The organism is Clostridium sp. D5 (genome assembly GCF_000190355.1).
GTDB classification, from domain to species: Bacteria; Bacillota; Clostridia; order Lachnospirales; family Lachnospiraceae; genus Faecalicatena; species Faecalicatena fissicatena_A.
The window spans coordinates 354,449-377,877 of the sequence record NZ_GL870809.1; the positions used below are offsets into that span (position 1 = coordinate 354,449).

Annotated in this window: 19 protein-coding genes and 1 other annotated feature; of the genes, 11 read left to right on the forward strand and 8 right to left on the reverse strand. The window is 45.8% G+C overall.

Annotation, left to right across the window (positions count from 1 at the left end; genetic code table 11):
• Positions 1 to 218 precede the first annotated feature (218 nt).
• The 3 genes from HMPREF0240_RS24570 to HMPREF0240_RS01470 all read right to left on the reverse strand — a co-directional run bounded on the left by HMPREF0240_RS24570 (position 219) and on the right by HMPREF0240_RS01470 (position 2,293).
• Entirely contained in the window at positions 219 to 365 is a 147-nt protein-coding gene (locus tag HMPREF0240_RS24570) for a hypothetical protein (RefSeq protein ID WP_198137759.1), read from the reverse strand.
• Between the two features lie 133 nt (positions 366 to 498).
• Positions 499 to 1,233, reverse strand: coding sequence for a response regulator (locus tag HMPREF0240_RS01465; RefSeq protein ID WP_009001687.1), 735 nt, complete (start codon positions 1,231 to 1,233; stop codon positions 499 to 501).
• The gene (locus HMPREF0240_RS01470) at positions 1,223 to 2,293 is read right to left on the reverse strand and encodes a DUF4118 domain-containing protein (RefSeq protein ID WP_035312224.1); all 1,071 of its coding nucleotides are present in this window, start codon (positions 2,291 to 2,293) and stop codon (positions 1,223 to 1,225) included. The genes HMPREF0240_RS01465 and HMPREF0240_RS01470 overlap by 11 nt, the downstream gene beginning before the upstream one ends.
• Positions 2,294 to 2,575: 282 nt before the next feature.
• On the opposite strand from HMPREF0240_RS01470, the gene HMPREF0240_RS01475 reads away from it, so the two are divergent.
• On the forward strand, positions 2,576 to 3,661 hold the full coding sequence (locus HMPREF0240_RS01475) for an aminopeptidase P family protein (protein WP_009001689.1): 1,086 nt from the start codon (positions 2,576 to 2,578) through the stop codon (positions 3,659 to 3,661).
• A gap of 1,178 nt (positions 3,662 to 4,839) precedes the next feature.
• Positions 4,840 to 6,822, forward strand: coding sequence for a sodium-translocating pyrophosphatase (locus HMPREF0240_RS01485; RefSeq protein ID WP_009001690.1), 1,983 nt, complete (start codon positions 4,840 to 4,842; stop codon positions 6,820 to 6,822).
• A gap of 779 nt (positions 6,823 to 7,601) precedes the next feature.
• Here HMPREF0240_RS01485 and HMPREF0240_RS01495 read toward each other — a convergent pair.
• The 4 genes from HMPREF0240_RS01495 to murC form a co-directional block, all read right to left on the reverse strand.
• On the reverse strand, positions 7,602 to 8,786 hold the full coding sequence (locus HMPREF0240_RS01495) for a ribose-phosphate pyrophosphokinase (RefSeq protein ID WP_009001692.1): 1,185 nt from the start codon (positions 8,784 to 8,786) through the stop codon (positions 7,602 to 7,604).
• Positions 8,759 to 9,787: an ATP-binding protein gene (locus tag HMPREF0240_RS01500; RefSeq protein WP_035312227.1), complete on the reverse strand. Its 1,029-nt coding sequence runs from the start codon at positions 9,785 to 9,787 to the stop codon at positions 8,759 to 8,761. The genes HMPREF0240_RS01495 and HMPREF0240_RS01500 overlap by 28 nt, the downstream gene beginning before the upstream one ends.
• A 13-nt stretch (positions 9,788 to 9,800) precedes the next feature.
• Complete coding sequence (locus HMPREF0240_RS01505; RefSeq protein ID WP_009001694.1) at positions 9,801 to 10,898, reverse strand: DnaD domain protein; 1,098 nt, start codon at positions 10,896 to 10,898, stop codon at positions 9,801 to 9,803.
• Positions 10,899 to 11,211: 313 nt separating this feature from the next.
• Complete coding sequence (gene murC / locus HMPREF0240_RS01510) at positions 11,212 to 12,588, reverse strand: UDP-N-acetylmuramate--L-alanine ligase (RefSeq protein ID WP_009001695.1); 1,377 nt, start codon at positions 12,586 to 12,588, stop codon at positions 11,212 to 11,214.
• 214 nt (positions 12,589 to 12,802) lie between these two features.
• Here murC and HMPREF0240_RS01515 point away from each other — a divergent pair, with 214 nt between their 5' ends.
• The 3 genes from HMPREF0240_RS01515 (at position 12,803) to spoVG (ending at position 15,553) form a co-directional block, all read left to right on the forward strand.
• Positions 12,803 to 14,077 (forward strand): glucose-1-phosphate adenylyltransferase, encoded by a 1,275-nt coding sequence (locus HMPREF0240_RS01515; protein ID WP_009001696.1) that lies wholly within the window; start codon positions 12,803 to 12,805, stop codon positions 14,075 to 14,077.
• On the forward strand, positions 14,074 to 15,192 hold the full coding sequence (gene glgD, locus HMPREF0240_RS01520) for a glucose-1-phosphate adenylyltransferase subunit GlgD (protein WP_009001697.1): 1,119 nt from the start codon (positions 14,074 to 14,076) through the stop codon (positions 15,190 to 15,192). The genes HMPREF0240_RS01515 and glgD overlap by 4 nt, the downstream gene beginning before the upstream one ends.
• 73 nt (positions 15,193 to 15,265) lie before the next feature.
• Positions 15,266 to 15,553 (forward strand): septation regulator SpoVG, encoded by a 288-nt coding sequence (gene spoVG, locus HMPREF0240_RS01525; RefSeq protein ID WP_009001698.1) that lies wholly within the window; start codon positions 15,266 to 15,268, stop codon positions 15,551 to 15,553.
• A gap of 104 nt (positions 15,554 to 15,657) precedes the next feature.
• On the opposite strand, the gene HMPREF0240_RS01530 is transcribed toward spoVG, so the two are convergent.
• Positions 15,658 to 16,338 carry an RluA family pseudouridine synthase gene (locus HMPREF0240_RS01530; RefSeq protein WP_009001699.1) on the reverse strand — a complete coding sequence of 227 codons (681 nt, stop codon included), beginning with the start codon at positions 16,336 to 16,338 and terminating at the stop codon, positions 15,658 to 15,660.
• An 88-nt stretch (positions 16,339 to 16,426) separates the two neighbouring features.
• Here HMPREF0240_RS01530 and HMPREF0240_RS01535 point away from each other — a divergent pair, with 88 nt between their 5' ends.
• The 6 genes from HMPREF0240_RS01535 to rpsG all read left to right on the forward strand — a co-directional run bounded on the left by HMPREF0240_RS01535 (position 16,427) and on the right by rpsG (position 23,429).
• On the forward strand, positions 16,427 to 17,404 hold the full coding sequence (locus HMPREF0240_RS01535) for a calcium/sodium antiporter (protein ID WP_009001700.1): 978 nt from the start codon (positions 16,427 to 16,429) through the stop codon (positions 17,402 to 17,404).
• Positions 17,405 to 17,413: 9 nt separating this feature from the next.
• Positions 17,414 to 18,790, forward strand: a complete 1,377-nt coding sequence (locus HMPREF0240_RS01540) for a 5-bromo-4-chloroindolyl phosphate hydrolysis family protein (RefSeq protein WP_009001701.1) — start codon at positions 17,414 to 17,416, stop codon at positions 18,788 to 18,790.
• 132 nt (positions 18,791 to 18,922) lie between these two features.
• The gene (locus HMPREF0240_RS01545; RefSeq protein ID WP_009001702.1) at positions 18,923 to 20,056 is read left to right on the forward strand and encodes a toxic anion resistance protein; all 1,134 of its coding nucleotides are present in this window, start codon (positions 18,923 to 18,925) and stop codon (positions 20,054 to 20,056) included.
• 140 nt (positions 20,057 to 20,196) lie between these two features.
• Positions 20,197 to 20,405: a binding site (T-box leader), on the forward strand.
• Positions 20,406 to 20,556: 151 nt separating this feature from the next.
• Positions 20,557 to 21,999, forward strand: a complete 1,443-nt coding sequence (gene proS / locus HMPREF0240_RS01550) for a proline--tRNA ligase (protein WP_009001704.1) — start codon at positions 20,557 to 20,559, stop codon at positions 21,997 to 21,999.
• A gap of 275 nt (positions 22,000 to 22,274) precedes the next feature.
• A complete protein-coding gene (gene rpsL, locus HMPREF0240_RS01555; RefSeq protein WP_009001705.1) occupies positions 22,275 to 22,694 on the forward strand; it encodes a 30S ribosomal protein S12 in 420 nt (139 codons plus the stop codon).
• Positions 22,695 to 22,958: 264 nt separating this feature from the next.
• A complete protein-coding gene (gene rpsG, locus HMPREF0240_RS01560) occupies positions 22,959 to 23,429 on the forward strand; it encodes a 30S ribosomal protein S7 (protein WP_035312228.1) in 471 nt (156 codons plus the stop codon).

Consider the following 23,429-nt stretch of genomic DNA (forward strand, 5'->3'; position numbering starts at 1 on the left):
ATGGAAAGTGATTTTCCAAAATCACTTTCCAGGACAACTAAAGCCAGAAAGCATCAAGCTTTCTGGCTGAATGTTGTCTGTGCCCTCATGGACCTCTCTTTTTGTGTTAGTACTTCTCCGTAAGCGGGTTACTTCCAGCCCACCTCTTCCTTTGTCCCGCGGCGTCCCTCTCCCCGTCTCAGGCAGGCGTCCTTTTTCAAAACTCACTTCCCCGCCAATCAGTCCACAAGCTTATATCCAAAACGGATTCTGCGGTATATTTTCCATACGATTACTGCCGGAAAACTGACTGCGATATACAATGAGGTAAAGATTCCCACAGCTCCTCCTACTACCATTAATATAACCATTCCTATATTGCCCATATCTCTGTCGACTCCCTTTCCTTTATGAGTTATAATAAATTTTATGAACTCATTGTAAATGAAAAGGGGGCGTACAAAAAGAGTTTGGGCAATTTCTTAGCGGTTCTTTAACGTTGGTAATATGCAGTGCGGATCACTCGGCAGAAGGGGATGATGTAATATCAAATTCATCTTCTTTCATACGATAGCCAACCCCGACCTCGGTGTAAATATACTGTGGCTGGGCGGGATCCTTTTCCAGCTTTCGGCGGATATTTGCCATATTGACACGCAGTATTTTGTTGTCGCTGTCCGCGTAGGGGCCCCATACATTTGACAGAATGGCGGCATATGTTATGACCTTGCCTGAGTTCTGCGCGAGGTAGGCTACTATTTTGTATTCAATTGGGGTCAGATGGATCTCTTCCCCGTCTATGGTAAGTATGCGTTTTGAGAAATCCAGCAGCATGCTGCCGCATTGATATGGCCGGATGTACAGAGAACTTTCTGTATACAGGCGGTTGCTGTGGCGCAGGGAAGTGCGGATGCGGGCCAGAAGCTCCGATGTACCAAATGGTTTCGTGATATAATCATCCGCGCCCAGATCCAGAGCGGCTACTTTTTCTTTTTCTGCAGAGCGGGCTGAGATTACGATAATGGGGGTACTGGACCATGCCCGTACTTCTCGAATAATGGAACTGCCGTCAATATCAGGCAGGCCGAGGTCCAGCAGAATAATGTCCGGACATTGAGAGCCAATCAGGCTGAGTGCTTCTTTCCCGGTGTCCGCACACAGAACTTTATACTCGTGCTTTTTCAGAACTTTACTGACAAATGTCAGGATATTCTTTTCATCTTCAATAATCAGTACTGTAAATTTATGCGTCATATTCATACTCCCTCTCTTTTGGCAGTGTAAATGTAAATTCGGCACCATTTTCATGGTTGGAGGCAGTAATAGTACCGCTGTGCGCCGTAATGATAGTCTTACAGATGGACAGGCCGATACCGATCCCTCTGTAACTGTCGACTGTATTACAGGTATATTTTCCTTCAAATATGTAAGGAAGCTGCATTTCATCTAGTCCAATACCATAATCACGGATTTTGAAGCAGACAAAGTCCTCCTCGCTGGCTACGGTCAGATCTACTGGTTTCACGCTTTGCGAATGAACACAGGCGTTCTCCAGCAGGTTAATCAGCACCTGTTCAATCAGGGTTGCATCCATGGGAACCATAAGAAAATCCTGGGGCATACTCACGTGAATCTTTATGTCGGGATTCCGCTTCCGCATCCTGGTGATTGCCTCGGAAATGACCTCCTCTACAACCTCCGGCGATTTTTTTACTTTGCCCGAATCATCCTGGATCCGGGTAACAGTCAGCAGATTTTCCACCATGTTTAAAAGCCAGCCGGCATCCTCATTGATATTGGTAATAAGCTCAAGTTTTTCCTCATCGGCCAGGGTTTCATAATCCTCCATACATGAGGCTGAGGATCCTATAATGCTGGTGAGCGGAGTGCGCAGGTCATGGGAAACGGCACGCAGCAGGTTCGCACGGATTCTTTCTTTTTCTGTTTCTGCCAGCTTACGTTCCCTTTCGTCCAGAATTTCCTTTTGTTTCTTAATGCGGGTAGTGGTTGTGCTCGTTATAATGCTGACTGCAAGCATAACCAGAAATGTGACAGGATATCCGTCCAGGGTAAAGTCCATCTTAAAAAACGGATAAGTAAAAAATATATTAACCGCGGCTACACAGAAAATAGACGCACATATTCCATATACATAGCCATCCGTATTAAGTGCGATAAGAATCAGCGCAAGGATGTAGAACAAAGCAATATTTGCAGGATTTTTATTCCCGAGATGGAAGAATAAAAACGATAAAACACTCGAAACGGCCAGAAACATCAGTGTTGTCCCCAGGTTTTTTAATAAATTTTTCATCAATCTAAATCACCTCATTATCAAGCATATCATAATACAGAAAAAAATCCACAATAAATTTAAGAAGCGCGTGCGAAAACGGGGGCTGAAAGTATATACAGGTGGAAATACTGTCCGTACAGTAAACATATTGATACTGTTCAGACCGTACTGTGGACTATTACAAAATATTCCGGATATATTCGGCCCCGGACTTATTGACATGCCGTATAAATAGCCTTACAATTACAGTGGTATGTTAAAAAATTGCATAAAATATGCAGGAAAAAGGAGGATTTACTAATGGATACAGGTAAATTAAACAGAATACTTGGAGCTATGAAAGAAAAGGACATGCCGCAGATGATTATTGCGGATCCTTTAACTATTTTCTGGCTGACAGGAAAGATGATTGTTCCGGGGGAAAGATTATTAGCACTGTATTTGAATGTGAACGGGAACCACAAGTTGGTTATCAACGAGCTGTTCCCGCAGGAAAAAGATCTTGGGGTAGAACTGGTATGGTATAACGACGTGCAGGATGCTGTTGAGATTCTGTCACAGTTCGTAGAAAAAGATAAACCGATCGGCATCGATAAGATCTGGCCGGCAAGATTCCTGCTCAGATTACAGGAATTAGGCGCAGGAAGCAAGTTTATGAATGGTTCCATGATTGTCGATTACATCAGAATGATCAAAGATGAAAAAGAGCAGGAACTGATGCGTGAATCTTCCAGATTAAATGACATCGCTGTAGAAAGACTGATTCCGTGGGTTGGAAAAGGCATGACAGAAAAAGAGCTGAATGCCAAGATCCGTGAGATTTACAAAGAGCTGGGATGCGAAGATGTTTCCTTCGACCCGATCACAGCTTATGCAAAAGGAGCAGCCGATCCACATCATGTAACAGACGATTCCAAAGGAAAACGCGGAGACTGCGTAATCCTGGATATCGGCGCTTTCAAAGACAACTATGCATCTGACCTTACAAGAACCGTATTTATCGGTGAAGTATCCGACAGAGCTAAAGAGATCTATGATATCGTAGTAGAAGCAAACAGAAGAGGGATAGAGGCCGCTAAGCCGGGCAACAGAATGTGCGATGTAGACGCGGCATGCCGTGATTACATCACAGAAAAAGGCTTTGGACCTTACTTTACACACAGAACAGGCCATTCAATCGGACTCGAAGATCACGAGTTCGGCGATGTATCATCAGTAAACGAAGACATCATCAAACCAGGCCAGTGCTTTTCAGTAGAACCGGGCATCTATCTGCCTGACGAGGGAATCGGAGTACGTATCGAAGATCTCGTACTGATCACAGAAGACGGATGCGAAGTACTCAACCACTTCACAAAAGACCTGATCATCGTTCCAGAAGAGTAGAATCTTTGGGGAGCGGGGATATTGGAGAAGAGTCCGCCTGCCTGTGATGGGGAGAGGGATGTCTCCGGGACAGAAGGGATGATTTCTGGAAGTAACCCGCTTGCGGAGAAGTACAGACGTAAAATGAGCCGTCCATGAGGGCACGGACAACATCCGGCGGGAAAGCTTTATGCTTTCCCGCCTAAGTCGTCCTGGGAAGCGATTTTGGAAAATCACTTCCCATCCCTCATGGACGGCTCATTTTACGCCAGTACTTCTAAACCCGCGCGCTCTAAACTTCCAGAAATCATCCCTTCTGTCCCGGAGACATCCCTCTCCTCATCACAGGCAGGCTGTGCGCATCCGGACAGGAGTAAACCCTGCTCCGTCGGGGGGATTCGGAGAGGCAGCGGATTAAGTCGCGGATGCAGAACAAGTATCTGTGGGGAAGTTATAGAATAGGTCTTTATAATGTGTAGTTAACGAAATAGCATTTACAGTAAGAACTAACATTGTATAGCTATACAGAATTTCTATCCTAACTCAGGCGATGCAAGCAGACCTGCCTGTTCCAGGCCAGGTCCGCGCAGCCAGGACAAATCCGCTGCTCCCGTCCATGCGGCACACCCTTCAAACTCCAGATACACCTTCCGCCTTGAATGCCGAAGCTGTATGGAATCGTAAAGCGCCGGAAGGCGCCGGAAACGGAAAGGGGGTGGCTGGAAGCGTCTTGGGGCTGTTAGCTGGAGTTAAGCAAAAACGAAGGGAAACAAGGACAAAAAGTGTGATCACAAATCACACTTTTTCCTGACCCCAGCGTGCGAAGCCATCAGGGCTTCGGGCGATGTGGTCAGGTTGTCCTTGTTTCCCTTCGTTTTTGCTTTACTCCAGCTTACAGTCCCATCCCGTTTCCAGCCACCCCCTTCCCGTTTCCGGCGCCTTCCGGCGCTTTACAATTCCATACAGCGTCTCTCCACCACGATAATCTGATAATTGAAGGATCCAATAGAACTGTATTCATATAATTGTGGGAATTTACAGATTTTACAGAAAACAATATTAATTTTGCAAAACACATTGTTAATTCCTGCATTATTTGCTAGAATGAGGTCAGTAGTCCCGGTAAAGGAGGAGGTGTTGGAATTATAAATGCATACCGGGAAATTATTAGAAAAGGGATTGGTTTTAAGGAGGATGTTATGGAAACGTTATTGTATTTGGTTCCGGCAGTTGGAATCCTGACGCTGCTCTTTGCCGCATATCTGGCGGCTAAAGTTAGCAGAGAGGATGCCGGGAATGACAAAATGAAGGAAATTGCAGGCGCTATCAGTGAAGGCGCACAGGCTTTCCTAAAATCAGAATATAAAATTCTGGTTATTTTCGTTGTGGTGCTATTCATACTGATAGGCGTGGGCATCGGCAACTGGGTTACGGCAGTTTGTTTTGTGGTGGGTGCGCTTTTTTCTACACTTGCCGGTTATTTTGGAATGAATGTGGCAACAAAAGCAAATGTAAGGACAGCGAATGCCGCAAAAGAAAGTGGTATGAATAAAGCACTGTCTATTGCATTTTCAGGCGGAGCGGTTATGGGAATGTGTGTTGCGGGGCTTGGTGCACTGGGAGTGAGCCTGGTCTATATAATCACCCGCAATGTAGATATCTTATCCGGATTCAGCCTGGGTGCTTCTTCGATCGCGTTGTTTGCCCGTGTGGGCGGCGGTATTTATACCAAGGCAGCTGACGTGGGAGCCGATCTGGTAGGGAAGGTCGAGGCCGGAATTCCGGAAGATGACCCTCGCAACCCGGCAGTTATTGCGGATAATGTTGGCGATAATGTTGGTGATGTGGCAGGTATGGGTGCGGATTTATTTGAATCCTATGTAGGATCTCTCGTATCAGCACTGACTCTCGGAGCAGTAGGTGCTGCTGTATCAGGCGTAGTATATCCGCTTGTGATAGCGGCATGCGGACTGATTGCATCGATCATTGGCACATTTTTCGTAAAAGGAGATGATCATTCCAGTCCACAGAAGGCACTGACAAGAGGCAGCTATGTTTCTGCGATTCTTGTTATCATTGCAGCCATCGTGTTAAGTAAAGTGTTATTTGGCAGTTTCCATGCAGCTATTGCAGTTATCGCAGGGCTTGTCGTGGGAGTTATTATTGGAAATGTAACAGAGTATTATACCTCTGCTGATTATAAACCGGTTCAGAAGATCGGCGAGCAGTCAGAGACCGGACCTGCAACCACAATTATCAGTGGTATGGCGGTTGGCATGCAGTCCACTGCAATTCCGCTTCTCCTGATCTGTGTAGGTATTTTCGTGGCATTTAAAGCGGACGGTCTGTACGGAATTGCACTTGCAGCCGTAGGTATGCTGTCAACAACCGGGATCACAGTCGCAGTAGACGCATACGGCCCGATTGCAGACAATGCGGGTGGCATTGCAGAGATGTCCGGGCTGGATGAATCGGTACGTGAGATTACAGATAAACTGGATTCTGTAGGCAATACAACTGCGGCAATGGGAAAAGGTTTTGCAATCGGTTCGGCTGCACTGACAGCACTGGCGCTGTTTGTATCTTACGCCGAGGCCGTAAAACTAGAAGCCATCAACCTGCTGGATTATAAAGTAATCATCGGTGTCTTTATCGGAGGCATGCTGACATTTTTATTCTCCGCATTCACGATGGATTCCGTATCAAAAGCCGCATATAAGATGATTGAAGAAGTAAGGCGTCAGTTCCGTGAGAAACCAGGCATTATGAAAGGAACAGAAAAACCTGACTACACATCATGCGTAGCAATCTCTACAAAAGCGGCGCTGCGTGAGATGCTCCTTCCAGGAGTAATGGCAGTTGCAGCTCCGGTACTGGTCGGAGTTGTATTAGGCACCGATGCACTGGGAGGCCTTCTCGCAGGAGCACTGGTAACAGGTGTGCTCATGGCGATTTTTATGGCCAATTCAGGAGGCGCATGGGATAACGCAAAGAAATACATAGAGGAGGGACACCACGGCGGTAAAGGCAGTGAAGCCCACAAAGCAGCAGTTGTAGGAGATACAGTCGGGGATCCGTTTAAAGATACCTCTGGACCGTCTATCAACATATTAATAAAACTCATGACTATTGTGGCACTCGTATTCGCCCCCCTCTTCCTCTCCGTAGGAGGGCTCTTGTAGGGGAGTGGGGGTTTGGTTGTTTGGTGGACGCTGTGCGGAATTGGAATATGCCTCTTCTGGATGCGGAATTAGGGCATAAGTGCCGCTAATCAAAATCGGAGCCGGCATGTTGAACACCGCCGACACTCACGAGAATTCTGATGAATTCTCGCTGCGGGTCGGCTTGCATCCAGGCCTTGTGGGCCTGGATGCAGTTCACATGCCGGCTCCGATTTTGATGAAGCGGCACTAATGCCCTAAAAGACGCATCCAGAAGAGGCATATTCCAATTCCGCACAGCTGGTGCATCCAATAAAAAGTCAAAAACCCCCTTCCCTGGGGGAGGGAGCCTCGGGGGCAGTGGATCATCTTTGCTATGCGTCTGACCACTATCCCCAGCCGTTTTCCTACGCGTAGCCGTTTCCATCCGCCTCTCCGGCCGAAATCCCCCAGGAGGAAATATCGTCCGCCTTGATGCACGCAGCCTGCGGTAAGGAGAGCACAGGGCACCGGTTCGGAAGCATATGACGGTTTGCAGGGCGTAGAATAAGCTTACTGACACTTAAGAAAAAACAGCCTGATTTTATGGATGAAATTTGTTTACCAAAACAAATTTCAAGGAGAGCTGAGCTGCACAATCATCAAGATTGTGCAGTGAATCTCTCCGGTTCCATAAAATCAGGCTGTTTTTTCTTTAGTGTCAGTTAGCGAATGGATTGCCCAGCAAACCGTCATATGCTTCCGAACCGGTGTCCTGAGCTCTCCTTACCGCAGGCGCCCCCACACCAGCCACATTCCCCCTATATTTCCAACTTGGAACGATACTTATTGAGGACGTGCTGGATCCTTTCATTCGGATTGAGCAGTGTGCTGATAGATCCGTCATGGTTCAGTGTATCGATCAGCAATGCGATATATTTACTCATGTCGCAGTTGATATAGTAAGGGCGGGATAAGAGTTCCGGTGACTGATAGATTAAATTTGTCGTCAGAATTCCAGTGAGGATCCCGTCCTGGTGTGCTTTGTCAAACTTGTCCATTCCGCTGGTGAACAGTCCGAATGTTGCAGCAGCAAAGATCCGTCTTGCTTTTCGGCGCTTTAACTCGGTCGCTACTTCGATGATGCTGTCGCCGGAAGAGATCATATCATCGATGATGATAACATCTTTGCCTTCCACGGAGCTTCCAAGGAATTCGTGTGCTACGATGGGGTTGCGTCCGTTGACTATCTTTGTGTAATCCCGGCGCTTATAGAACATACCCATGTCAAGGCCCAGTACATTGGCCAGGTAAATGGCGCGGTTGGTACCGCCTTCATCGGGGCTGATGACCATCATGTGTTCATTATCAATCTGAAGGTCTTTTACGTTGCGCAGAAGGCCTTTTATAAACTGATAAGTGGGTGGAACGGTCTCAAATCCATTCAGGGGAATTGCATTCTGAACCCGGGGGTCATGTGCATCGAAGGTGATTATATTATCCACACCCATGCGCACAAGTTCCTGGAGTGCCAGAGCACAGTCCAGAGACTCACGGCCGTTTCTCTTGTGCTGCCGGCTCTCATATAAAAATGGCATAATGACGTTAATACGGCGGCCTTTTCCTCCGATCGCGGCAATGACGCGCTTCAGGTTCTGGAAATGGTCGTCCGGTGACATGTGGTTGATATTGCCCGTCAGGGAGTAGGTGATGTTATAATTGCATACGTCAACCATAAGATAGAGGTCCATCCCGCGAACGGATTCATTAATAATGCCTTTCGCTTCGCCTGAACCGAATCTCGGCACTGCGCTGTCTACAATGTAAGTTTCCTTTTCATAACCTGAAAATGCTACATCATCCTTGTGCTCAATGGCACTTTCTTTCCTCCACTTTACCAGATAATCATTGACCTTCTGGCCGAGTTCCTCGCAGCCTACGACCGGTATCAGGCCGAGTGCGCCTACTGGAATGTTTTCTAGAGTTCTTTCTGTGCGGTGTAACATGAGTGTTCCTCCCTGTTTTTGATTAATTTCTTTTTGATTCTGATATCGTCGCCAATCAGTTTTAGCATTGTATAATTACTGGTAATTCTGGAAAATGACCTCTCTGTGTATAGATCGGCCAGAGTGTCCAGAGACAGATTGGTTGATATAATGGTTGATTTGCGGCTGAGCAGCCGCTCATTAATGCAGGTAAAAAACTGTGACGCGACAAATGAGTTCGTGAATTCGGTTCCAAGATCATCTACGATCAGGAGATCGCAGTCAAATATATACTCATACATATTTTGCGCATCAATATTGTTTTTGTCAAATGTATTTTTTGCCAGAATAGAAAAAAACTTTGAAGATGAAAAATAGAGGACGGAATATTCTCTGTCCATCAGTTCTTTGGCAATGCAGTTAGAAAGAAAAGTTTTGCCTACTCCTACGTCGCCGTAAAGGAACAGGTTGTTGAATTCTTTTCCGAAGGTATCGGCGAAATGATGGCATAGCTGAAGGGCATCCTGTATCACCTGCATGGAAGAACGCCCCGTTTTACTGTCTATATAATTGTTAGAATAGTAATCAAGAGAAAAGGTTTTGAAGTTCTCCTGCTTTAGAACCTGCTTCAGATTCGACTGTTCATAAAGGATGCCGATGACTGCCTTTTTGAAACAGTGACACTTCTGGTTGCCGATATATCCGGTATCCTTGCAGTCTTTACAATCATAGATCGGTTCAAGGTAATCCTCTGAAAAACCTCCGGATTGCAGGAGCTCTTTTTTACTGCTTCTCAGAATTGCCAGTTCCTCTTTCAGAGAATCTATGGCCTTCTCATCTCCGTTCAGAAGCTTCCGTCCATATTGGACGGAGAGTATGGAAATGGAATCGTCAATAGACTTGAATTCAGGAAGCTTTTTATAAACTTCTTCATAATGCCTGGTCAATATATCGTGATTACGGAGCTGGCGCTGTTCGTAATCACGCATAATTGCCTGATATTGTGATTTTTTAAGTCCCACAATTATGCTCCTTCTAATTACTGTTTAATAGTTGCTCTTCCAGCGACTCCATGTCGTAAGAACGCCTTTCGAAGTTGTTGAGATTCTTGGAGACGGGCTTCTGTCTGGTGTCTGCAGACTTTTTGGAAGACTTGTCTTTCTGGAACGCCGCATCCAGGACTGCGATATCTTTCAGATGGCATACCTGATTTTCATTCCACTTTGTAAGGATTGAGTCAGCATATTCAAAACTGGGCTGATGTGTGGCTGTAATAGTTCGGCCGCAGGCCTCCTGAATAATATCAAGGGAAAATCCAAATTCTTCCGTCCATTTTTTAATGTAAGAAAGCTCAGATGCTGCCGGGCCTCTGTTCTTAATGCCGAATGCATTCAGAACGGTGTAGCAGTTCTTATTGTAAGCTGACGAATGCTGCCGGGCCTGTTCGATTGAAGTGATGCCGTTATCTGACCAGGAGAGGGCAACTTTCTGAATGTAGTGAATACTTTTATGGCCGTTCTCGACGCAGGACTCAATCAGATATTCGATCAAATCAGCAGACATACCCAGTGTCTCATAAAAATATGTAATCGCGTCCACATCGGTGCCGGACAAAGTTTTACCAAGATACTGCTCCGCTATGAACAGAAGAGACTTCAGCTCTTTCTGGGCTTTAAATGAAGTCAGCGGAATTGCCTTTGATTTCGGTGCAGCCTTGGGCACAGCAACGGGCTGTGGCGCAGGCGGGGCAGATGGTTTCGGTTCTTTGACTGCTGGCTTTGGAGCGGCAGCAGAACTTTTGAGGGCAGTTACTTTCCTGGATGCTGATGCTATGGAAGGTGTACGTTCCAGCTCAATTCCGATGATCTTGCCGTCCTCATCTTTTTCCAGACTTAAAAGCCCTTCAGATTCCCAAAATCTGAAGGCCCTGAGTATATCGTTCTCCGTATTGTTCAAACAATCAGCAATCGTTGAGATTGTGAGAGAAGAACAAGGATCATCGAGATGCCTCAGAAGGAACAGATATACTTTAACAAACTCACCGTTTGCCTGAATCATATAGTTATCAATGAAGTCGTTGGTGACCAGTGTCACATTTGTCTGAAATTTATTTTTCAATGTCAGTGTTTTCATAATTTATGTTTCCCCACCCTTCGGTTATCGTACCTGAGTATATCGGATAATCTGCGTGGCCGGCCGATGTTCCGCTTAGTGGGATGGTTAAGTCGGATTTGTGAGGCACAGCAGAGTATGCTGTGCTGGTTAAATCAGGCTTAATCAGGCCGCAGAGCGGGGCGGTCAGACGGTTGGCAGTGCATAATTAAATATACTCTAACTCTCATGCGTAAAGGTATTATAACACCTTATTGTTAAGGTACAAAGCACTTTTTCGTGGGTAAAACAGGGTTTTTTGTAGATAACTGTGTGGGGAAAATGTGGATAAGTTTTATTTTAGGAGTGCTTCCCCAATGTTTACAACATCTCCTGCCCCCATAGTTATCAACAGGTCACCAGGTTTACAGTTCTTTTTTAAGAAGTTTTCAATCTCCTCGAAACAGGGAAAATAGTGAGAATCGGTTCCGAGGTTTAAAAGTTCCTGTGCCAGATCGCTGGAGGAGATTCCCAGTGTGTCGGTTTCTCTTGCAGCATAGATATCCGCTAAGACAACGTGGTCTGCGTGGGACAGTGCTTCTGCAAATTCATGGAAAAATGCCTTTGTTCTGGTATAAGTGTGTGGCTGGAAAACACACCACAGGCCCTGGTGCGGATAGTGCTGTGCGGCTTTTAAAGTGGCGGCTATTTCCGTCGGATGGTGTGCATAATCATCCACGATTGTTGTGCCGTTTAAGGTTCCTTTATATTCGAAACGCCGGTCTGTTCCTGAAAAGGAGATCAGTCCCTTCTGTATCATGTCGGATGGGATATCAAGCAGCTCCGCAACTGCAATAGAAGCAAGCGCATTGGAAACGTTATGGTCGCCGGTGACAGAAAGGACAACATGTTCTGCCGGGATCCCTTTCCTGAGCAGGTCAAAAGAGACGCAGCCTTTATCATCGTAACTGATATTCTGAGCACTGTAGTCGGACTTGGGCGAACTGCCATAGGTAATGATACCACAGTTCAGACCACTGCAGATTTCTTCATAATTTTGTATATTTGAATTGATGACAAGCGTTCCGTCAGGCGGGAGCAGGGATGCAAACTGGTGAAAGGAATGACGGATATCCTCCAGGTCTTTAAAGAAGTCCAGGTGATCTTCTTCTATATTGAGAATGACGCTTATTCTTGGGTAGAAATCCAGAAAGCTGTTAGTATATTCACATGCCTCGGTGATAAAGGTTTCAGAATTTCCAACTCGTATATTGCCGCCGATGGCCTGTAATATACCGCCGACAGAGATCGTGGGATCCAGGTTTCCTTCCAGGAGAATGTGGGAAATCATGGAGGTTGTTGTGGTTTTTCCGTGTGTTCCGGAGACTGCAATGGGGTTTTTATAGTTTTTCATCAGCTGTCCGAGCAGTTCCGCTCTTGTAAGCATCGGTATCTTACGTGCAACAGCTTCTATCAGCTCAGGATTATCCCTGCTGATGGCCGCAGTGTAGACCACGCACTCAATACCATCTATAATATTGCCGGCCTTCTGTCCGTAAAATACCCGGGCACCTTTGTCTTCCAGCTGCTGAGTTAGTGGTGACTTTCTGGAATCTGAACCAGATACTGTAAATTCTTCCTTTAAAAGAATCTCAGCCAGACCACTCATGCTGATGCCGCCAATCCCTATAAAATGGATATGAATTGGTTTTTTGAAATTGATCTTATACATAAATTTATTCCTTCTCCTTTAAAAAAAATCAAATATTTGTCATAAACATTAACTGCTTTTTATATTATACTATATATGGGGAAATTTTAAAGATGTTCTTTTTGTGCAAAATTAACAAAAAGGAAAAACGTTCCGCTAAAAAATTGTAAAAAATGTGTGCGGAAGATAAAAGTATGCTATAATAAACCCAACTAACTAGAAATGAGGTGACGACATGATTAAAAAGGAAATGATTGCTATGCTGTTAGCAGGAGGACAGGGCAGTCGATTGGGGGTTCTTACCGCAAAAGTGGCCAAGCCGGCAGTGGCTTTCGGCGGAAAGTACCGTATCATCGATTTCCCACTCAGTAACTGTATTAATTCAGGTGTTGATACCGTGGGCGTTTTAACGCAGTATCAGCCTTTACGATTGAATACTCATATCGGGATTGGAATTCCGTGGGACTTGGACCGTAATGTCGGAGGGGTGACGATTCTTCCGCCGTACGAGAAGAGTACAAGCAGTGAGTGGTATACAGGAACAGCGAATGCGATTTACCAGAACCTCGACTACATGGAGACTTACAACCCGGACTATGTGCTGATTCTTTCAGGAGATCATATTTATAAGATGGACTATGAAGTGATGCTGGACTTCCACAAGGCGAATAAAGCGGATGTCACAATAGCAGCCATGCCGGTTCCGATGGAAGAAGCGAGTCGTTTTGGTATTGTCGTTACAGATGATGAGAGCCGGATCAAAGAATTTGAAGAGAAACCGGAAAAACCGAGCAGCAACCTGGCATCAATGGGAATTTACATATTCAGCTGGCAGGTGCTTAAAGATGCACTGCTCAAACTTTCCGAGCAGCCGAACTGCGATTTTGGAAAGCATATTATCCCGTACTGCCATGAGAATGGCAAGAGGATGTTTGCATATGAATACAACGGTTACTGGAAAGATGTCGGAACACTCAGCTCTTACTGGGAAGCAAACATGGAACTGATCGATATTATTCCGGAGTTCAACCTCTATGAAGAGTTCTGGAAGATCTACACCAACAGTGCCAATATTCCACCACAGTATATTTCAGAACAGTCCGTAGTTGACAGATGTATTATCAGCAATGGTTCGGAGATCTATGGAGAGATTCACAATTCTGTGCTTGGAGGCGGCGTTACTGTAGGAAAGGGAAGCATTATCAGGGATTCGATTATCATGAGGGATGTCATAATCGGAGACAACTGTGTAATTGACAAGGCAATTATCGCCGAAGGAACCAGGATTGGCAATGACGTCGTGATTGGGATTGGAAGCGAAGTTCCGAATAAAGAAAAACCGAGTGTTTACGGCGGCGGGCTTGCAACTATCGGGGAGAACTCAGTGATACCGTCCGGAGTACAGATCGGTAAGAATACCGCCATTAGTGGTGTTACATCCATAGAGGATTACAACGCTTTAGTACTTGCAAGCGGAGAGACATTAATAAAGGCAGGTGATCGTGTATGAGAGCAGTAGGTATTATTTTAGCAGGCGGAAACAACAGAAAGATGCTGGAGCTGACTTCCAGGCGTGCCGTGGCGGCGATGCCGGTAGCAGGCAGTTACAGAGCAATAGATTTTGCGTTGAGCAACATGGCAAACTCCCATATTCAGAAGGTTGCCGTTTTGACGCAATATAATGCGAGATCCCTGAATGAACATTTGAATTCATCCAAATGGTGGGATTTCGGAAGAAAGCAGGGGGGGCTTTTTGTATTTACCCCAACGATTACAGCGGAGAATGGATACTGGTACAGGGGAACCGCAGATGCGATCTACCAGAACCTGGATTTCCTGAAAAAGTGTCATGAACCGTATGTAATCATTACTTCAGGCGATGCGGTGTACAAGCTGGACTATAATAAAGTGCTTGAGTATCACATTGCGAAGAAGGCAGATATTACTGTTGTGTGCAAGGACCTGGAGGCCGGAGAGGACGCTACCCGGTTCGGTACTGTGCGCATGAATGAATCAGCAAGGATTGAAGAGTTTGAAGAAAAGCCGATGGTGGCTCACTCACATACGATTTCTACTGGTATTTATGTTATCAGGAGAAGACAGCTAATCGACCTCATCGAGCACTGTGCAGAAGAGGAAAGACATGATTTTGTAACCGATATTCTGATTCGTTATAAGAATCTGAAGAAAATTTACGGTTATAAGATAAACAGCTACTGGAGTAACATCTCAACAGTGGACGCATATTACCAGACAAATATGGATTTCCTGAAACCAGAAGTACGCAGCTATTTCTTTAAGGAACTTCCACCGGTGAATTCCAAGGTCAGTGACCTTCCGCCGGCGAAGTATAATCCGGGGGCGGTTGTAAAGAACAGCCTGATCGGAAGCGGAAGTATTATTAACGGAACCGTTGAAAATTCTGTGTTATTTAAGAAAGTATTTGTAGGCAACAATTGCGTAATCAAGAACTCTATCATCCTGAACGACGTTTATCTTGGGGACAACACTTACATCGAGAATTGTGTAGTGGAGAGTCGTGATACGATAAGAGCGAACACAAGGCATGTTGGTGAGAATGGTGTGAAAGTGGTAGTTGAGAAAAACGAACGGTATGCATTATAAAGGTTAGACTTATTGAATCTTATCTCAATAAGGCACATGACTAATGCAGGCGGAGAAAGGAGACTTGAACATTATGCAAATCACAGATGTGCGTGTGCGCAAGGTGGCAAAGGAAGGAAAATTGAAGGCGGTTGTATCTATCACGATTGACGACGAATTTGTTGTTCATGACATTAAGGTGATAGAAGGCGAGAAAGGTCTGTTTATCGCAATGCCAAGCAAGAAAGCTCTTGACGGTGAATACCGTGATATCGCGCACCCAATCAATTCCGGGACCAGAGAGCGTATCCAAAGTACGATTCTGGAAAAGTATTCTGAGTCAGTGGAAGAAGAGCCGGAAACAGTTCTTGGGGAAATGTAATCTTAGTTAATGTAAGGCTGCTGCAGCTCATGGGAGCTTGCAGCAGCCTGTTTTTTAGCGGTCTCATAGGGGTCTGACCCCTTTGGGGGTGATTGTTGCAATTTTCACAAAGAAACATTTTTAAGCGAATTTAGACGGTCTGTTTGAAAGTCCATTATTTTTCCGGTACGGGGGTGTTTGAATTTTAAACGGCAGGCGAACAGCTGGAGCTTCCTCGAAGCCGCAAGTGCCGGGGATTCTTTTCCGTATTTTTTGTCACCTGCGATGGGGGTTCCCATGTGTGCCATCTGTACTCTGATCTGATGGTGGCGCCCTGTTTCCAGGGTGATATCTGCCAGCGAGCAGTCGGGCGTGGAACAGGTTTCTATGATCTTATAATGGAGGCGCGCCTTTTTTGCTCCCGGAGTATCAGGAGTGCAGACCTGTGCAGTATTATTTCTGCCGTCCTTTACCAGATAATCTTCCAGATCCCCTTCCATGCAGACTGGAATGCCTGCGAGGAGCGCACGGTAGTGCTTGCCGAATCCGTATTGGGTGAGCTGGCGGTTCAGCTCCCGGGCGGCAGCAGGGGTTTTTGCAAATACGAGAAGCCCTTCTACAGGCTGGTCGAGGCGGTGAATGACTGCCAGATAAGGCTGCTGTTTCTTTTCGCTGTTTTTGTAGATATGGTTTTTCAGAATGCTTACCATATCGGGGGTTCCCACGCGGCTGCTTTGGGTCGGCACCCCTGCGGGTTTGGCACATACTATGATGTCCTGATCTTCATATAAGATTTCCGGGTTCATTTTATTTGCTCCTTTGCTGGTATATCCTTGACTTTTCAGAAAAATCTGACTACACTGATTATCGTATAAAAGAAAAGCGAGGTCAAGTATGATAACATATCTGCTGTTACTAATAGGTTTTTTTCTGCTGATAAAAGGGGCAGATTTTTTTGTAGACGGAAGTTCAAGCATTGCAAAAATATTGAGGGTGCCTTCCATTGTCATTGGTCTGACAATCGTTGCTTTTGGGACAAGCATGCCGGAAGCCTCCGTCAGCATAACGGCTGCCCTTCAGGGGAAAAATGATCTGGCAGTCAGCAATGTGATCGGCTCGAATATATTTAACCTGCTGGTTGTACTGGGGGCAAGTGCCCTGGTGCGTCCGATTCAGGTGAAGTGGTCAATACTGAAGAGAGAGTTTCCTTTTTCTATAATAATAACGTTAATTTTATTACTGGGTCTGACAGGGTTTCGTTTCAGCGGCATATTTGAACAGGGCAGAGAGTACGTACTTACAAGGGGCGTGGGAATCCTTCTCCTTGTATTGTTTATCGTGTTTGTCTGCTTTGCAGTGCTGGATGCTATGCGCTCCCGCAGGCAGATTGCACAGTCAGGTGAGCCGGTGGAAGAATATGAAGTCTTGACTCCACTTCGCAGTGTGGGGTATATTGTAATTGGAATAGCTGGCATAATTATCGGCGGCAACTTTGTTGTGGACAGTGCGACAGAGATTGCACTGAGTTTCGGGTTAAGCCAGACATTTATCGGACTTTCTATAGTAGCACTGGGGACTTCCCTGCCCGAGCTGGTAACTTCTATGGTAGCAGCCAAAAAGGGAGAAAATGATCTCGCACTTGGCAACGTGGTTGGCTCTAATATATTTAACATTCTGTTAATCCTCGGGGCTTCTGCGTCAATTATGCCAATAACTGTTAATTCTTTTGCTGTTCAGGATACGATGATCCTGATCGTAGCCAGCTTCCTGGTGTATGTGTGCTCTATCAGCAGAAAAGGGCTGTCAAAACTGGAAGGCTGTATGTTTGTGCTGTTTTATGCAGGATTTTTTGTATATATACTGACAAGGTAGGTGGAAAAGATGAGGAACCAGGATTGGGAAAGATTTGGAGAGGATATCCGCAGGACGGTGCAGGATGCTGTGGATTCCCAGGATTTTAACAGATTAAATCAGACAATTACAAATACTGTCAATAATGCCATGGATGGACTGGAGAAGGGGCTGCACACGATGGGGGACGCTGTAGGTGATGCAGTGGACAAGACTGCGCAGAACTTTAAAAATCAATCCTGGCAGAATGGCAGCCGGCGGTCCGGCGGAAATACATACAGGTATCAGGGGGACTCCGGACAAGGGAATGCAGACTATCGCTGGAACCCGGATTCCAGACAAAGACGGGAACAGAGACGGGACCAAAGAAGAGATCAAAGATGGCAGGAGCGCGCCAGGGGCGCAAGCTGGCAGTATCAGACCGCGCAGAACTCTCCGACTGTCCAGAAAAATTCCAGCCTGTTTGTCAGGACAACCGGTACGAAAGCCGGAGGGATAGTTCTGGCTGTGACAGGTTATACACTGGGGATTTCCATGCTCTTAATGTTGATACTTGTGCTGGTTGTGGGGATTACTGCGTATGATTTCAGCAGCAATTTCCGGGTGACCGCATGCGTAATTGGAGTTTTCATAGCGGCTGGTGTGATACTGGCAGGTGTCGGGACAAATCTTCTTAGAAAAGTGAAACGCTTCCGCGCATATATCCGGGAGATGGAAGGCAAAGACTACTGCGAGATCAAGGAACTGGCGCAGCGTTTGAGGAGATCTCCAAAGTATATCGCAAAAGATATTGAAAAAATGATAAACAGGGGATGGTTCCGGCAGGGTCATCTGGACAGCCAGAGAACCTGTCTGATCGTCAGTAATGAGGCATACACCCAGTATACAGAACTGATGCAGCGCATGGAAAAGCAGAAACAGGAAGAACGGCTGGAGAAGGCGCGTCAGGCAGAAGAGAACAAGAACCTGGATCCGCAGGTACAGGAAGTTATCAAAGCTGGGGACGAATATATTAAGAAGATTCATGAATGCAACGATGCTATTCCGGGGGAGGAGATTTCGGCAAAGATATCCCGGATAGAGACTCTTGTGGACCGGATTTTTGACCGGGTAGAGCAGAATCCGGAAAATGTACCGGATATCCGCCGTATGATGGAGTACTATCTGCCGACCACCGTCAAGCTTCTGGAAGCCTATGAGGAGCTGGATGCCCAGCCGGTACAGGGCGCGAATATTATTTCGTCCAAGAGTGAGATCGAGAAAACTCTGGAAACATTAAATGCAGCGTTTGAGAAACTGCTGGACAGTCTGTTCCAGGATACGGCATGGAATGTTTCAGCCGACATATCCGTTCTGAACACCATGCTGGCCCAGGAAGGACTTACAAAGGATGACTTTAAAAAATAGTAAGTTGCGAAAGAACCCCGCCAACAATTTTTAATGCATCGCACGTAAGTGACCAAAGCACGGTCACTAAGTGCTCATAGCTATAAAAAATAAGAGAGGTTAGATTCAGACTTACCAGATGGAGGAAGTAAAATGAACAACGAATTTGAAGGATTTGCAGCAACCCCTGAACTGACCCTGGAACCATTTCAGGAACAAAAACAGGTTGTAGAGACTGTGGAGAAGGAAGAAGTTGTTTTCGACGACAACATTCTGACAGAAGAAGAGAGAAGGGCTGTCGAAAATTTTGCCAATCAGATCGACCTGACCAACTCTTCCGTGATTCTTCAGTATGGGGCAGGCACACAGAAGAAGATGGCGGACTTTTCTGAGACAGCGCTGGAGAATGTAAAGACAAAAGATCTGGGAGAGATCGGAGATCTTCTGTCTGGTGTAGTGAAAGAGCTGAAGGATTTTGATGAAGAAGAAGAAAAGGGATTTTTGGGCATATTTAAGAAGACTTCCAATAAGATAACCGCTATGAAGTCAAAGTATGCGAAGGCGGAGACCAATATCAACCAGATATGTAAAGTTCTGGAAAACCATCAGGTACAGCTGTTAAAAGACATTGCGATACTGGATAAGATGTATGAAGTGAATCTTACCTATTTTAAAGAACTGTCCATGTATATACTGGCAGGCAAGAAAAAGCTTCAGGAGATCCGCACTACGAAACTGCCGGAGCTGCTGAACAAGGCGCAGAGAGATGGGCTGCCAGAAGATGCACAGGCAGCGAGAGATCTGGACTCTATGTGCAACCGGTTTGAAAAGAAAATACATGATCTGGAGCTGACACGTACAATTTCTATCCAGACTGCGCCGCAGATCCGGCTCGTACAGGGGAACGATACTCTTATGGTAGAGAAAATCCAGTCTACGATTGTAAATACCATTCCGCTGTGGAAGAGCCAGATGGTACTTGCACTTGGTGTGGAACATTCAGCGCAGGCAGCAGCGGCCCAACGTGAAGTGACAGATATGACGAATCAGCTGCTGCGTAAGAATGCAGAGAAACTAAAAATGGCAACTATTGAAACTGCAAAAGAGTCGGAGCGCGGCATTGTGGATATTGAAACCCTCAAGATGACGAATGAATCCCTGATCTCTACTCTGGACGAGGTAATGCATATCCAGCAGGAGGGGCGGCAGAAACGCCGGGAGGCGGAACAGGAGATGCTGCGGCTGGAAGGCGAACTGAAACAGAAGCTGATGCAGGTACAGGGTTAACATTTTGTCTGAAAAGAGTACGGGACGCCGTGGAAAGAAAAACGGCAGTATGCAGATCCAGGATTTGAGATATTTTATCCTGAGTTTTTCAAAAGAGAGCGCCTTGACAAAAAGGGCTTTTTCGAGTAGAATCACAGTTACTACAGGCGATGAACGGGATTAGTATATGCACGAAATGTCACAGAGAGGAAGCAATCAGGTGCGAGGCTTCTGCAGGAAATGCATAGAACCGGCCCGGGAGCTGCTGTGTGAAAACACGGCGTAGAACCGGCGTTAACGGTGTATGAGTGAACTGTGTCAGGGGATGCAGTTAATTAGGGTGGTACCGCCGAGACTTTCGGTCCCTTTTTGGAAGGGAAGAAGGTCCCGGCGTTTTTGTATATATTTATATGCTAAGAGGCGTTTCGGCTATAATCGGGCATACTGCAGCCGGGACAGATTACTTCCATTATATCAAATACGGGGCAGGGGCCCTGGAGAATGAAAAAGGAGACATAATAATGGCAAAGGAAAAGAAACTGGTAGAATCGATCACATCAAGAGACGAGGACTTTGCACAGTGGTATACGGATGTGGTCCGTGAGGCAAAACTGTGCGACTATTCAGGCGTAAAAGGCTGTCTGAATTATCTGCCCAACGGATATGCAATCTGGGAAAATATTCAGAGCGACCTTGACAAACGTTTTAAAGATACGGGGGTAGAAAATGTTTATCTTCCGGTACTGATTCCGGAGGCGCTGCTCCAGAAAGAATCCGACCATATAGAGGGATTTGCTCCGGAGGTAGCCTGGGTGACGCACGGCGGGCTGGAGAGACTGCAGGAAAGATTCTGCATCCGCCCTACTTCTGAGACGTTGTTCTGCGACCTGTGGAGTAAGACAGTGCAGTCCTACAGAGATCTGCCGAAGGTATGGAACCAGTGGTGCTCTGTACTGCGCTGGGAAAAGACGACGAGACCGTTTTTACGTTCCAGAGAATTCCTGTGGCAGGAAGGTCATACAATCCACGCAACTTACGAAGAGGCGGAGCAGAGAACTCTGACCATGCGCGACGTATACAGAGACTTCATCCAGGATGATCTGGCGATTCCGCTGCTTTCCGGACGGAAGACAGAGAGCGAAAAGTTTGCAGGTGCACAGGACACATACACAGTGGAAGCACTGATGCATGACGGAAAAGCGCTGCAGTCTGCTACAAGCCATTTCTTCGGAAGCTCATTCCCGGATGCATTTGATATTAAATATGCAGATAAGAACAACGAGCTGCACAGCGTATATGAGACATCATGGGGACTCTCAACCAGAATTATCGGCGCTATTATCATGGTACACGGTGATGACAGTGGTCTGGTACTGCCGCCGCGAATTGCACCTGTGCAAACTAGAGTGATTCCGATTGCACAGCACAAAGAGGGCGTCCTGGATAAAGCGAATGAACTGCTTGATGTACTGAAGGCAGCAGGCTACAAAGCCAAAATAGACGATTCAGAAAAGAGTCCCGGATGGAAATTCAGCGAGCAGGAGATGCTTGGAATCCCGACCAGAATTGAAATCGGGCCAAAAGACATTGAAAACAACCAGGTAGTAGTAGTCCGCCGCGATACAAGAGAAAAGATCGTCGTATCCATAGATGAGATTACAACAAAACTGGGTGAAATCCTGGAAACAATTCAGAAAGAGATGTTTGACAAAGCAAAAGCATTCCTGGATTCCCACATTGACAGTGCGGTGACCATGGAAGAGATGAACGAAAAGTTCCAGGAAAACCGTGGATTCATCAAAGCAATGTGGTGCGGTGATGAAGCATGTGAAGACGATATCAAAACCCAGACCGGAGGCGCATCATCCAGATGTATTCCGGATGACGAAGAGCATCTGTCCGATGTATGTATATGCTGCGGAAAACCGGCAAAGCATATGGTATACTGGGGCAAATCATACTAGAATCTCCGCGGAGGGGTCAGTCCCTTCTGCAAAGGGGTCTGACCCTTTTGCAGAGGGGTCTGACCCCTTTGAATATCAAGAAACAAAAAAGTTCCGTAAAATACTTAAAATCTATTGAAAATCCCTTGACTTTCCCGTAAAAACGTAATAAACTAATTTAGCGTGCATAAAAAGGCATTATTTTTTGGCGCGTAAATCAAGATAATTACGATTATCTGCAACCCCTTTCCACATAAGTGAGAAAGAAACGAAAGAATCATAGGAGGTGAAAAAGAATGCCAACATTTAACCAGTTAGTTAGAAAAGGACGTCAGACTTCTGAAAAGAAATCAACAGCACCGGCACTTCAGAAAGGATACAACTCTCTGCAGAAACGTGCTACGAATGTATCTGCACCACAGAAGAGGGGTGTATGTACAGCAGTAAAAACAGCTACACCTAAGAAGCCTAACTCAGCTCTGAGAAAAATCGCCAGAGTTCGTCTCTCTAACGGAATCGAAGTAACAAGCTATATCCCGGGAGAAGGACACAACCTTCAGGAGCATAGTGTTGTTCTGATCCGCGGAGGAAGAGTTAAGGACCTGCCAGGTACAAGATACCATATCGTCAGAGGTACACTTGATACAGCAGGTGTTGCTAAGAGAAGACAGGCTCGTTCTAAATACGGCGCTAAGAGACCAAAAGACGCAAAATAAATAAAAGCGGCTTTAAATGGTTAGTCTAATTAGCAAATTATGTAACTAAACAGTTAAATCGTATCACAAACAGAACTATGATTATCGTAGGTTGCGGATTTAAGCAGGGCGCTTAATGTAATGCAAAAGATTAAGCGCTGACTTCTATATACAGGTCCCGCGGCCACGAGCACATGAAGCGCGATTTCCATAGAAAGACACATGTGAGTACCGATGAATTAATCCCGGCAGAGACCGGAAATAATGATTAAGGAGGGAAGGACCGTGCCACGTAAAGGACATACTCAAAAAAGAGATGTATTAGCGGATCCAATATACAACAATAAGGTTGTTACCAAACTTATCAACAACATCATGTTAGATGGTAAGAAGGGTGTAGCACAGAAGATTGTATACGGAGCGTTTGAGAGAGTTGAAGCAAAGGCTGATAAGCCGGCTATCGAGGTATTCGAGGAAGCAATGAACAATATCATGCCAGTACTCGAAGTAAAGGCAAGACGTATCGGTGGTGCAACTTATCAGGTGCCGATCGAAGTAAGAGCAGAGAGAAGACAGGCTCTTGCACTTCGCTGGTTGACAACGTATTCTCGTAACAGAGGCGAGAAGACAATGGAAGAAAGGCTTGCAAATGAAATTTTTGATGCAGCCAACAACACAGGTTCATCAGTGAAGAAGAAAGAAGATATGCACAAGATGGCAGAAGCAAATAAAGCATTTGCTCACTACCGTTTTTAA

What these genes read in the sequence shown, in the direction of transcription:
- HMPREF0240_RS01530 (WP_009001699.1), bottom strand. Translation starts at nt 16,338, where the DNA reads ATGAACCCGGAAATCTTATATGAAGATCAGGACATCATAGTATGTGCC.
- HMPREF0240_RS01465 (WP_009001687.1), bottom strand. Translation starts at nt 1,233, where the DNA reads ATGACGCATAAATTTACAGTACTGATTATTGAAGATGAAAAGAATATC.
- HMPREF0240_RS01545 (WP_009001702.1), top strand. Translation starts at nt 18,923, where the DNA reads ATGAACAACGAATTTGAAGGATTTGCAGCAACCCCTGAACTGACCCTG.
- glgD (WP_009001697.1), top strand. Translation starts at nt 14,074, where the DNA reads ATGAGAGCAGTAGGTATTATTTTAGCAGGCGGAAACAACAGAAAGATG.
- proS (WP_009001704.1), top strand. Translation starts at nt 20,557, where the DNA reads ATGGCAAAGGAAAAGAAACTGGTAGAATCGATCACATCAAGAGACGAG.
- HMPREF0240_RS01505 (WP_009001694.1), bottom strand. Translation starts at nt 10,898, where the DNA reads ATGAAAACACTGACATTGAAAAATAAATTTCAGACAAATGTGACACTG.
- murC (WP_009001695.1), bottom strand. Translation starts at nt 12,588, where the DNA reads ATGTATAAGATCAATTTCAAAAAACCAATTCATATCCATTTTATAGGG.
- spoVG (WP_009001698.1), top strand. Translation starts at nt 15,266, where the DNA reads ATGCAAATCACAGATGTGCGTGTGCGCAAGGTGGCAAAGGAAGGAAAA.
- HMPREF0240_RS24570 (WP_198137759.1), bottom strand. Translation starts at nt 365, where the DNA reads ATGGGCAATATAGGAATGGTTATATTAATGGTAGTAGGAGGAGCTGTG.
- HMPREF0240_RS01535 (WP_009001700.1), top strand. Translation starts at nt 16,427, where the DNA reads ATGATAACATATCTGCTGTTACTAATAGGTTTTTTTCTGCTGATAAAA.
- HMPREF0240_RS01475 (WP_009001689.1), top strand. Translation starts at nt 2,576, where the DNA reads ATGGATACAGGTAAATTAAACAGAATACTTGGAGCTATGAAAGAAAAG.
- rpsL (WP_009001705.1), top strand. Translation starts at nt 22,275, where the DNA reads ATGCCAACATTTAACCAGTTAGTTAGAAAAGGACGTCAGACTTCTGAA.
- HMPREF0240_RS01470 (WP_035312224.1), bottom strand. Translation starts at nt 2,293, where the DNA reads ATGAAAAATTTATTAAAAAACCTGGGGACAACACTGATGTTTCTGGCC.
- HMPREF0240_RS01515 (WP_009001696.1), top strand. Translation starts at nt 12,803, where the DNA reads ATGATTAAAAAGGAAATGATTGCTATGCTGTTAGCAGGAGGACAGGGC.
- HMPREF0240_RS01485 (WP_009001690.1), top strand. Translation starts at nt 4,840, where the DNA reads ATGGAAACGTTATTGTATTTGGTTCCGGCAGTTGGAATCCTGACGCTG.
- HMPREF0240_RS01495 (WP_009001692.1), bottom strand. Translation starts at nt 8,786, where the DNA reads ATGTTACACCGCACAGAAAGAACTCTAGAAAACATTCCAGTAGGCGCA.
- HMPREF0240_RS01540 (WP_009001701.1), top strand. Translation starts at nt 17,414, where the DNA reads ATGAGGAACCAGGATTGGGAAAGATTTGGAGAGGATATCCGCAGGACG.